The sequence below is a fragment of the Proteus sp. PR00224 genome (genome assembly GCF_016238105.1).
GTDB lineage: Bacteria > Pseudomonadota > Gammaproteobacteria > Enterobacterales > Enterobacteriaceae > Proteus.
In genome coordinates this window covers 212,314-223,418 of sequence record NZ_JAEHQU010000004.1, presented here as the reverse complement: position 1 = coordinate 223,418, position 11,105 = coordinate 212,314, and the positions used below count along the sequence as shown (strand labels likewise).

Annotated in this window: 10 protein-coding genes; 8 read left to right on the top strand and 2 right to left on the bottom strand. The window is 37.8% G+C overall.

The window, feature by feature from the left end:
- The first annotated feature begins 10 nt into the window (after nucleotides 1–10).
- The 5 genes from hisB to hisIE are packed head-to-tail and all read left to right on the top strand — an operon-like array spanning nucleotide 11 to nucleotide 3,784.
- The gene (gene hisB / locus JEP71_RS09625) at nucleotides 11–1,078 is read left to right on the top strand and encodes a bifunctional histidinol-phosphatase/imidazoleglycerol-phosphate dehydratase HisB (protein ID WP_198620475.1); all 1,068 of its coding nucleotides are present in this window, start codon (nucleotides 11–13) and stop codon (nucleotides 1,076–1,078) included.
- A complete protein-coding gene (hisH, locus tag JEP71_RS09620; RefSeq protein ID WP_109373480.1) occupies nucleotides 1,078–1,668 on the top strand; it encodes an imidazole glycerol phosphate synthase subunit HisH in 591 nt (196 codons plus the stop codon). The genes hisB and hisH overlap by 1 nt, the downstream gene beginning before the upstream one ends.
- A 6-nt stretch (nucleotides 1,669–1,674) precedes the next feature.
- Nucleotides 1,675–2,412, top strand: a complete 738-nt coding sequence (hisA, locus tag JEP71_RS09615; RefSeq protein ID WP_198620474.1) for a 1-(5-phosphoribosyl)-5-[(5-phosphoribosylamino)methylideneamino]imidazole-4-carboxamide isomerase — start codon at nucleotides 1,675–1,677, stop codon at nucleotides 2,410–2,412.
- Complete coding sequence (gene hisF, locus JEP71_RS09610) at nucleotides 2,394–3,167, top strand: imidazole glycerol phosphate synthase subunit HisF (RefSeq protein WP_109373478.1); 774 nt, start codon at nucleotides 2,394–2,396, stop codon at nucleotides 3,165–3,167. The genes hisA and hisF overlap by 19 nt, the downstream gene beginning before the upstream one ends.
- On the top strand, nucleotides 3,167–3,784 hold the full coding sequence (hisIE, locus tag JEP71_RS09605; RefSeq protein ID WP_198620473.1) for a bifunctional phosphoribosyl-AMP cyclohydrolase/phosphoribosyl-ATP diphosphatase HisIE: 618 nt from the start codon (nucleotides 3,167–3,169) through the stop codon (nucleotides 3,782–3,784). Before hisF ends, hisIE begins: the two co-directional genes overlap by 1 nt.
- Nucleotides 3,785–3,894: 110 nt before the next feature.
- Here the strand turns inward: hisIE and yiaY are convergent, their stop codons facing one another.
- On the bottom strand, nucleotides 3,895–5,046 hold the full coding sequence (gene yiaY, locus JEP71_RS09600; RefSeq protein WP_198620472.1) for an L-threonine dehydrogenase: 1,152 nt from the start codon (nucleotides 5,044–5,046) through the stop codon (nucleotides 3,895–3,897).
- 314 nt (nucleotides 5,047–5,360) lie between these two features.
- Here yiaY and JEP71_RS09595 point away from each other — a divergent pair, with 314 nt between their 5' ends.
- The 3 genes from JEP71_RS09595 to JEP71_RS09585 all read left to right on the top strand — a co-directional run bounded on the left by JEP71_RS09595 (nucleotide 5,361) and on the right by JEP71_RS09585 (nucleotide 9,430).
- Nucleotides 5,361–5,858 carry a YbaK/prolyl-tRNA synthetase associated domain-containing protein gene (locus tag JEP71_RS09595; RefSeq protein ID WP_100159528.1) on the top strand — a complete coding sequence of 166 codons (498 nt, stop codon included), beginning with the start codon at nucleotides 5,361–5,363 and terminating at the stop codon, nucleotides 5,856–5,858.
- Nucleotides 5,859–6,290: 432 nt separating this feature from the next.
- A complete protein-coding gene (locus tag JEP71_RS09590; protein ID WP_198620471.1) occupies nucleotides 6,291–7,640 on the top strand; it encodes a dicarboxylate/amino acid:cation symporter in 1,350 nt (449 codons plus the stop codon).
- A gap of 437 nt (nucleotides 7,641–8,077) precedes the next feature.
- The gene (locus JEP71_RS09585) at nucleotides 8,078–9,430 is read left to right on the top strand and encodes a dicarboxylate/amino acid:cation symporter (RefSeq protein WP_198620470.1); all 1,353 of its coding nucleotides are present in this window, start codon (nucleotides 8,078–8,080) and stop codon (nucleotides 9,428–9,430) included.
- A 114-nt stretch (nucleotides 9,431–9,544) separates the two neighbouring features.
- Here JEP71_RS09585 and gndA read toward each other — a convergent pair whose 3' ends face one another.
- Complete coding sequence (gene gndA, locus JEP71_RS09580) at nucleotides 9,545–10,951, bottom strand: NADP-dependent phosphogluconate dehydrogenase (RefSeq protein ID WP_023581264.1); 1,407 nt, start codon at nucleotides 10,949–10,951, stop codon at nucleotides 9,545–9,547.
- Nucleotides 10,952–11,105 lie beyond the last annotated feature (154 nt).

Sequence of the window (11,105 nt, the reverse complement as noted above, 5' to 3'; positions counted from 1 at the left end):
GATCTCAACCATGAGCCAAAAAATTCTTTTTATCGACCGTGATGGTACTTTAATCACGGAACCACCCACAGATTACCAAGTTGATAGACTCGATAAACTTGCCTTTGAAAACGGCGTGATCCCCGCACTGACTGCGCTACAAAAAGCAGGTTATAAACTCATTATGATCACAAATCAGGATGGGTTAGGCACAGAAAGTTTTCCTCAAGCAGATTTCGATCCTCCTCATAATTTAATGATGCAGATTTTTTCATCACAAGGGATCTCATTTGATGATGTTTTAATTTGTCCTCATAAACCTGAAGACAACTGCCCTTGTCGCAAACCAGAAACAGGACTTGTTACTCAGTATTTAGTTGATGGCGCACTAGATAAAGATAACAGTTATGTCATTGGTGATAGACAAACTGATATTCAGCTAGCTGAAAATATGGGTATCAAAGGCATGCTTTATAATGCCGATAAACTCAATTGGGCGGGCATTACAGAACAACTGACGAAAAAAGATCGCTACGCTCACGTTGAGCGAAAAACAAAAGAGACACAAATCGCCATTGATATCTGGCTAGATCGCGAAGGTGATAGTCAGATCAGCACTGGTGTTGGTTTCTTTGATCACATGCTTGATCAAATTGCCACACACGGCGGTTTTCGCATGAATATCAATGTAAAAGGTGATTTAGTTATTGATGATCACCACACCGTGGAAGATACCGGTCTTGCTTTGGGTGAAGCATTACGTGAAGCATTAGGTGATAAGCGAGGTATTGCTCGCTTTGGTTTTACATTACCAATGGATGAGTGCCTTGCAAGTTGTGCGTTAGATATTTCTGGTCGTCCACACCTTGAGTACAAAGCCGAATTTAAATATCAACGCGTCGGTGATTTAAGTACAGAGATGATTGAACACTTTTTCCGTTCCCTCTCTTACACCATGGGTTGCACGTTGCACCTGAAATCGAAAGGTAAAAACGATCACCACAAAGCTGAAAGCTTATTTAAAGTCTTTGGTCGTACATTGCGCCAAGCTATTCGTGTTGAAGGAAATACGTTACCAAGTTCAAAAGGTGTTCTGTGATGAAAGTGGTTATTCTTGATACGGGTTGTGCCAATTTAGCCTCTGTCGCTTACGCCGTTAAGCGACTCGGTTATGATCCAATTGTGTCCTATGAAAAAAACGTGGTGTTATCTGCGGATAAACTGTTTTTACCCGGAGTAGGAACGGCTAGAGCAGCAATGGAACAACTCAAAGCTCGTGAGTTAATTCCTTTAATTAAAGCCTTAACACAACCTGTTTTAGGGATTTGTTTAGGTATGCAAATATTGGCTTCACTAAGCGAAGAAGGTAAAGATATTCCTTTATTAGGTTTAGTTGATGGCACCATAGATAAGCTTGATACAGCGGGTTTACCATTACCCCATATGGGTTGGAACCAAGTATTAGCAAAACCAGGACATCCTCTTTTTCGTTCACTTGATGACAATGCTTGGTTCTATTTTGTTCATAGCTACGCTCTAGCGCTCAATGAATCGACGATTGCGGAAACTGAATACGGCTCTCGCTTTAGTAGCGCAATTCAAAAAGATAATTTTTATGGAGTGCAATTTCACCCAGAACGTTCAGGGAAAGCGGGCGCTCAACTTATCAAGAATTTTTTGGAGATGTAACCCGTTATGATTATTCCAGCATTAGATTTAATTGATGGGAAAGTGGTTCGTCTTCATCAGGGTGATTATGCAAAACAGCGTGATTATGATGATAATCCGCTGACACGCTACCAACAATATGAAAAAGATGGCGCAAAGCTACTTCACCTAGTGGATTTAACGGGTGCAAAAGATCCGTCTGCTCGCCAAATTCCACTGTTAAAAAAGCTTGTTGCTTGTGTCAATGTGCCCGTACAAGTGGGTGGAGGTATTCGCACTGAAGATGATGTGAAATCACTATTAGAAGCAGGTGCAAGCCGTGTTGTTATTGGCTCTACCGCAGTCAGTCAGCCTGAAATGGTGAAAACATGGTTTGAGCGCTATGGTGCAGATGCCATTGTGTTAGCCCTTGATGTTCGCATTGATAAACAAGGCAAAAAGTGGGTAGCTGTCAGTGGGTGGCAAGAGAACTCCCCCTATACTCTTGAAGATATCATCAAGCTTTATCAAAGTGTGGGTTTAAAGCATGTGTTGTGTACCGACATTTCTCGTGATGGCACATTAGCAGGTTCTAACGTTGAACTGTATAAAGAAATTAGCCAGCGTTTCCCTGATATTTTATTCCAAGCTTCGGGCGGTATTGGTGATTTACAAGATATCGCAGATCTTCCAGCATCTGGTGTTGCCGGTATTATTGTTGGTAGAGCATTATTAGAAGGCAAATTTACATTAAAAGAGGCGATATCATGTTGGCAAAACGCATAATTCCTTGTCTTGATGTTCGTGATGGGCAAGTCGTTAAAGGTGTTCAATTTCGTAATCATGAAATCATTGGTGATATTGTCCCTCTTGCTGAACGCTATGCCAAAGAAGGCGCTGATGAACTGGTATTTTACGATATTACCGCCTCTTCTGATGGCCGTGTGGTTGATAAAAGCTGGGTGTCACGCGTTGCTGAAGTGATTGATATTCCATTTTGTGTTGCTGGTGGTATTCGCTCTATTGAAGATGCTGGGAAAATTCTCTCTTTTGGTGCAGATAAAATATCAATTAATTCACCTGCACTTTCAGATCCCTCTCTTATTTCGCGTCTTGCTGAACGTTATGGTGTGCAATGTGTTGTTGTGGGTATTGACACTTGGTTTGATGAAAAAACAGGTGAATATTTAGTTTATCAATTCACAGGTGATGAAAAACGTACTCAGCAAACACACTGGAAAACCCTTGATTGGGTACGTGAAGTTCAGCGATTAGGTGCAGGTGAAATTGTTTTAAATATGATGAATCAAGATGGTGTCAGACAAGGTTATGACTTGAAACAATTAGCTCAAGTACGCCAAGTTGCAGATGTTCCTCTTATTGCCTCTGGCGGTGCGGGTGAAATGTCACACTTTCTTGATGCATTTAAATTAGCCAATGTTGATGGCGCTCTTGCAGCCTCTGTTTTTCATAAACAAATAATTAATATCAACGAATTAAAACAGTATCTTGCAAAGAATGACGTTAAGGTAAGAATATAATGAATAGTGAAACATTAGCGCAACTAGATTGGAAAAAAGTCGATAATCTCATGCCTGTGGTTATCCAAAATGCCATTTCAGGTGATGTATTAATGCTAGGTTACATGAACAAAGAAGCATTAAATGTCACTCTAGAAAGTGGGAATGTTACCTTCTATTCACGCACTAAACAGCGTTTATGGACAAAAGGTGAAACCTCAGGCAACTTTCTCAAATTAGTCAATATTTATCCTGACTGTGATAACGATACTTTACTTATTTTAGCCAATCCGATTGGCCCAACTTGCCATAATGGCACTGAGAGTTGCTTTGCGCCTGCACAAAGCCAGTGGGGATTCCTCTACGAGCTTGAAAATTTATTACGTGAACGTAAAAATGCCTCACCAGATAGCTCTTATACTGCCCGCCTTTATGCCAGTGGTACAAAACGAATAGCGCAAAAAGTGGGCGAAGAAGGTGTAGAAACAGCGCTGGCCGCAACTGTTAATGACAGAGAAGAGCTAAAAAATGAAGCCTCAGACTTGCTCTATCACTTAATGGTATTACTGCAAGACCAATCATTATCACTCACTGATGTTATCGGTTGCCTACAAGAACGCCATAAAAAAGCAGAGTAATTGATATCACCTTAATAAAGATGAAAAAAGCCGATACAAAATAAAGTATCGGCTTCATTTTTAAGAAAAATAAAAAGTAATAGCTTAATTAGCTTTTTATTTTCTAAGCATTACATTGCTTGGCGGAATAACTCGATAACATCACTTTCAGAACCCTGAACTGGGTTAGTGATTGCACAAGCGTCTTTCAGCGCATTTTCAGCTAATGTTTTGAAATCTTCTTCTTTCACGCCTAATTCTTTCAGACCAGCTGGAATACCAACATCTTTAGCCATTTTACGAATTTCTTCGATACACGCTTTCGCGCCTTGCTCATCGCTCATTGCAGAAACATCAACACCCATAGCTTGTGCGATATCTTTTAAACGACCTGCTGCTGCTTGAATGTTATAAGCTTGAACATGTGGTAATAAAACCGCATTACACACACCATGAGGTAAGTTATAGAAACCACCTAATTGGTGAGCCATAGCATGTACATAACCTAAAGAAGCGTTATTAAATGCCATACCTGCTAAAAATTGAGCATAAGCCATGTTTTCACGCGCTGTTGCATCACCACCATTATCAACAACTTTACGTAAAGATTCGCTGATCATAGCAACTGCTTTTAATGCACACGCATCAGTGATTGGATTTGCAGCAATTGAAACATACGCTTCAACAGCATGAGTTAATGCATCCATACCTGTTGCAGCGGTCAAACCTTTTGGCATACCAATCATTAACTCTGAATCATTTACAGATAAGATTGGTGTCACGTTTTTATCAACGATAGCCATTTTGATATGACGCGCAGTATCTGTGATGATACAAAAACGTGTCATTTCTGATGCTGTACCTGCTGTGGTATTAATTGAAATCAGTGGTAATTGCGGTTTAGCTGAACGGTCAACACCTTCATAATCTGCAATTTTTCCACCATTAGAAGCCACTAACGCGATACCTTTAGCACAATCATGTGGTGAACCACCACCTAAAGAAATCACACAGTCACATTGATGTTCTTTCAGCAGAGCTAAACCCGCTTCTACGTTTTCAACAGTAGGGTTCGGTGCAGTACCATCATAAGTAACGCTAGAAATACCAGCCTCTGTCAGTAACTTGCTTACTTTATCGACAACACCTAGTTGATTTAAAATGCTATCAGTGACGATCAACGCTTTATGAAAACCGAAGTCTTTCATTGAATTTACAGCATCAGCAAGGCAACCAGCACCAATTTTATTTACAGAAGGGATATAGAATGTTGAAACTGCCATTATTGACTTCCTTTTTAGTAATTAAATCTACGTTTTAATATGTTCTATTCTTTTTGTTCTTAAATTGATCATCATCAAAATAATGAATAAATATCAATTTGTTTATCATTTTATTACAGGTAATTAAATAAAGAAGCCCAATTACCCTATTAATTCAATAGGATAATACTATTAACATATTATCATTTGTAACAAAATAATTTGAAAAGCTTATCAAAATAATCAAAACCAGCCGTGAACATCACAGCAGAATATTTTTTTTAAAGTCGTATAATGACATCAAAGAAATAACTTATTAAATTCAGGAGTCATTGATGTCTTTGACTATTTTTGAGCAACTTACTGCTTTATTAGATAAAAACCACGCTACTTACCGTGTTATGGAACACCCTACCGCAGGTCGTTCTGAAGAAGTTGCAAAAATCAGAGGAACACAATTAGGACAGGGAGCAAAAGGACTTGTTTGCCATATAAAAGGTAACGGCGTTAAACAACATGTTCTTGCAATATTACCCGCCGATAAACAGGCTGATCTGTCAAAACTCGCTCACCAAATTGGTGGAACAAGAGCATCGCTGGCAAGCCCTAAAGAAGTGGATGATCTTACTCAATGCGTATTTGGTGCAATTCCCCCTTTTAGTTTTCATCCTGCGTTGAAGCTTGTCGCTGACCCTTTGCTTTTTGAACGCTTTGATGAGCTAGCTTTTAATGCGGGCACATTAGAGCGTTCTATTATTCTGAATACGCAAGATTACAAACGCATTGCACAACCTGAATTAATCTCTTTTATTCGTGATGAAGAAAACGAATAATAAAAACAGCTAACTTATATTTAACAATTACCCTAGAGATAAATTTAGCCAAGGGTAATTGTTAGTATGATAACAATTCTTGCTGTATGTATATATTTACACACTTAAAAGTAATATTAGATAATCTAATCCAAAGCGCAAGTAGCACTTAACACCAAAAATAATCAAAAAGTCAGAATAACCCCCATAAATTCCACATTACCTTAGCTATAACACTATAAAATGTACCAAGCAGAAAATTTAAATTATTTTTTTCGATTCAGCACTCAATAATTAACTAAATAGATTTTATTTTATTGACCTGATTTAGTAGTACATTTAAGTTAGCATCAATAAAAATACAATAATGTAAAATTCTATTTACAACTCAGTTATTTTCTAACATACAAATAAATATATAAACAATGTACCAATAGGTGCAGGGAAATCTTCATGCAAACTTCAACTAAAAAACAACCGCTTTATAAAGTGCTTTATGTGCAAGTTATCGTTGCCATCTTACTTGGTATCTTGCTCGGGCATTTTTACCCTGATTTGGGTGAATCCTTTAAACCACTTGGTGATGGATTTATCAAAATTGTAAAAATGATCATCGCACCTGTTATCTTCTTAACAGTAGTAACGGGTATTGCAGGTATGAATAATATGAAAGCGGTAGGTACAGTTGCGGGTAAATCCATGGCTTACTTCCTGACTTTCTCTACGATTGCATTAATTATTGGGTTAATCGTTGCAAATGTTATTCGCCCAGGTGATGGTTTAAATATCTCTCCTGCTTCATTAGATGCGAGCAAAGTAGAAAGTTATGTCGCAAAAGCCCATGATTCTTCTATTGTTGGTTTCTTAATGAATATCATCCCTGATACTGTTGTCAGCCCATTAGTTAACGGCAATATTCTGCAAGTACTGTTTGTTTCTGTGGTCTTTGGTATCGCATTAGCCTCTATAGGGGCTCGTGGCGAGCCAGTTCTTAAGTTCTTACAAAACTTCTCAGAGCCAGTATTCAAAATGGTCGGTATGCTAATGAAATTAGCACCTATCGGCGCTTTTGGTGCCATGGCCTTTACCATCGGAAAGTACGGTATTTCATCAATCAGTAACTTAGTATTGCTTGTTCTGACTTTCTACATTACTTCATTATTGTTTGTTCTTGTCGTGTTAGGCGCTGTTGCAAAATATAATGGCTTCTCTATTCTCTCTTTAATTAAATATATTAAAGATGAACTTTGGTTAGTATTAGGTACTTCGTCTTCAGAAGCAGCTTTACCTAGCTTAATGCGTAAAATGGAAAATGTAGGCTGTAAAAAATCAGTCGTCGGCTTAGTTATTCCAACGGGTTACTCCTTTAACTTAGATGGTACTAACATCTATATGACCATGGCTGCTCTATTTATTGCACAAGCCACAGGTATTGAGCTTTCATTAACAGAACAAATCACTCTACTCTTAGTCGCAATGATAAGTTCAAAAGGTGCTGCGGGTGTTACTGGCGCTGGCTTTATTACTTTAGCGGCAACCTTATCCGTTGTACCTAGTGTTCCCGTTGCAGGTATGGCATTAATTCTAGGGATTGACCGCTTTATGTCAGAGTGTCGCGCATTGACCAATCTTGTTGGTAATGCTTGTGCCTGTATTGTTGTTGCTCGCTGGGAAAATGCCTTAGATAAAGAAAGAATGAATGATGTCTTTAGTGGTAGAGCATCAAGCGAATTTGTTGAAGATGCTCCATTAACTCCTATTAACATTGAGTCTGATAACTCAATTAAGATCCCAGTAAAATAAAAATCATTTTCTACAATCCATAAAAGAGCGCTTATGCGCTCTTTTATTTTCAAAATAATTCAATAAAAACAAACCATTGCCTCATATTTCTTTTCTCACCACTTCCCTTTCATGTTGTTTTACATTTAAACTATTTTATTCACCAAAAAATAAAGCCAAATATACATATCATTAAATAAATACAATAAATTAAAACAAAACATAATTTCATTAACTTATTGATTTAAGAAAAATAAATTCCATAAATAGTAATAAATTGAAATTAAATCTAATTTTTTAGATGAAGAGCACAATATTTGATAAAATCAACTTTATTTTATTGACCTGATTTACTCATACCTTTAAGTTACCTGTCACAACAAAATAAATGTAAATAATAATTTACATCATAATTTCTTTTTTATTTAGTCAATATCTTTCAGTTACAGGGAAATTTTATGCAGATTTCATCCCGCAAGCTCCCCTTTTATCGTGTGTTATATGTCCAAGTGATTATCGCTATCATTCTAGGTATTTTGCTTGGTCATTTTTATCCTGATGTGGGTGAATCCTTCAAACCGCTAGGTGATGGTTTTATCAAAATCGTCAAAATGATTATTGCACCTGTGATTTTCTTAACCGTCGTCACCGGTATTGCTGGCATGAACAATATGAAAACAGTAGGAAAAGTAGCAGGTAAATCAATGATTTACTTCTTAACCTTTTCAACTATTGCGCTGGTTATTGGATTAATAACCGCTAATATTATTCGCCCTGGTGATGGCTTAAATATCTCTCCTGAATCATTAGATAGTAGTCGAGTAGAAATGTATGTCACACAAGCACACAGCTCTTCTCTTGTTAGTTTTCTAATGAATATCATCCCAGATACTATCGTTAGCCCATTAGTTAACGGTAATATCTTACAAGTATTGTTTGTTTCTGTGATTTTTGGTCTAGCATTAGCATCAATAGGCTCACAGGGTGAACCTGTATTAAAATTCTTACAGCATCTTTGCGACCCCATCTTTAAGATGGTTGGTATGCTAATGAAGTTAGCACCTATTGGTGCCTTTGGTGCCATGGCTTTTACCATAGGTAAATATGGTATTTCTTCTATTGGCAATTTAATGTTGTTAGTGATTACTTTTTATCTTACTGCATTACTTTTTGTTCTCGTGGTATTAGGTGCGGTTGCCAAATATAACGGCTTCTCCATTCTCTCTTTAATTAAATACATTAAAGACGAGTTATGGTTAGTATTAGGTACCTCTTCATCTGAAGCTGCACTCCCCACATTAATGAGTAAAATGGAGCAACTGGGCTGTAAAAAATCTGTCGTGGGTTTAGTTATTCCTACAGGTTATTCCTTTAATTTAGATGGCACCAATATCTATATGACTATGGCAGCTTTATTTATCGCTCAAGCAACAGGCGTTGATTTGTCGTTAACAGAACAAATTACGTTACTGTTTGTTGCCATGATCAGCTCAAAAGGTGCAGCGGGTGTCACTGGCGCGGGCTTTATTACCTTAGCAGCAACGCTATCGGTTGTACCTAGTGTTCCAGTCGCAGGTATGGCGCTTATCTTAGGTATAGATCGCTTTATGTCAGAATGCCGTGCATTGACCAATATTGTCGGTAATGCTTGTGCTTGCATTGTTGTCGCTCGTTGGGAAAATGCATTAGACAAAGAGAGAATGAATGATATTTTTAGTGGCAAAATATCCAGAGAAGACTTTGCTAATGATAATTTAGTCTCTGATAATGTAAATGAAGAACCTCATTATGTGAAAGGCTCTGAGCAATAGATTGGAAAAATCTCGACCTTATTTAGGGTGGGTCACTTCTATAAAAAAGGTGCTCTATTTGAGCACCTTTTATTTGTTATATTTCGATTAAAATAACCGAATATTTAATCTTATTTATTCCATCCACTCGGTATGGAATACGCCATCTTTATCAGTACGTTTATAAGTATGCGCACCAAAGTAGTCACGTTGAGCTTGGATTAAGTTTGCTGGTAACACTTCTGCACGATAGCTATCGTAGTAAGAAATAGCCGCAGAGAATGTTGGAGTAGGAATACCTGCTTGTACACCATAACAAACAACATCACGCAGAGCTTGTTGGTAATCGTCAGCGATTTGTTTAAAGTATGGTGCTAACAGCAGATTTGCAATACTTGCATCTTCGTTATAGGCATCTGTAATTTTTTGCAGGAATTGAGCACGGATGATACAACCCGCACGGAAAATCTTCGCGATTTCACCGTAGTTTAAATCCCAGTTATATTCGTCTGATGCTGCTTTCAGTTGCTGGAAGCCTTGAGCATAAGAGACAATTTTACCTAAATACAGTGCACGGCGAACATTTTCAATAAAGGCTTTTTTATCACCTGAGAATGCTTTAGGTGTTGGGCCTGATAATACTTTAGATGCAGCAACGCGTTGATCTTTTAATGAAGAGATATAACGAGCAAACACAGACTCAGTGATAAGAGTAACTGGCACACCTAAGTCTAAAGAACTTTGGCTAGTCCATTTACCTGTACCTTTATTTGCCGCTTCATCAAGAATAACATCTACAAGATATTTACCTTCGTCATCTTTTTTACGGAAGATATCAGCTGTAATTTCAATTAGATAGCTGCTTAATTCACCTTTATTCCACTCGGTGAAGGTTTCTGCTAATTCTTCATTAGTTAGGCCTAGTGAGTGTTTTAATACTGAATACGCTTCTGCAATCAGCTGCATATCGCCATATTCGATACCGTTATGAACCATTTTCACATAGTGACCCGCACCATCAGCACCGATATAAGTTACACAAGGTTCACCTTCAGCAACAGCCGCAATTTTTTCAAGGATAGGAGCAACTAATTCGTAAGCTTCTTTTTGTCCGCCAGGCATGATTGAAGGGCCTTTTAATGCACCTTCTTCACCACCAGAAACACCTGTACCAATGAAGTTAAAGCCTTGCGCTGATAATTCACGGTTACGACGAATAGTATCTTTAAAGAAAGTATTTCCGCCATCGATAAGGATATCGCCTTTATCTAAATGCGGTGTCAATGCAGCAATTGTTTTATCCGTTGCTTCACCCGCTTTTACCATTAATAAAATACGGCGCGGTTTTTCTAACGAATCAACAAACTCTTCAATAGAATAATTCGGAACCAGTTTTTTACCTGGATTTTCAGCGATAACTTCGTTGGTTTTATCGCTTGAGCGGTTGTAAATAGATACAGAATAACCACGGCTTTCAATATTTAGCGCAAGGTTACGTCCCATAACTGCCATACCAACCACGCCGATTTGCTGTTTGGACATGAAAATAACTCCCGTCTGAAAATAAACCTGCCAGTATCAATGTACTGACAATTTGTTAACCTGATCACATAGTAACTCACTCTCTCACTTGGTGGTAGTTATTGATGTAATTGGTATCACAATCTTTTAGACAAAATGAAATTATTCCCCTGTT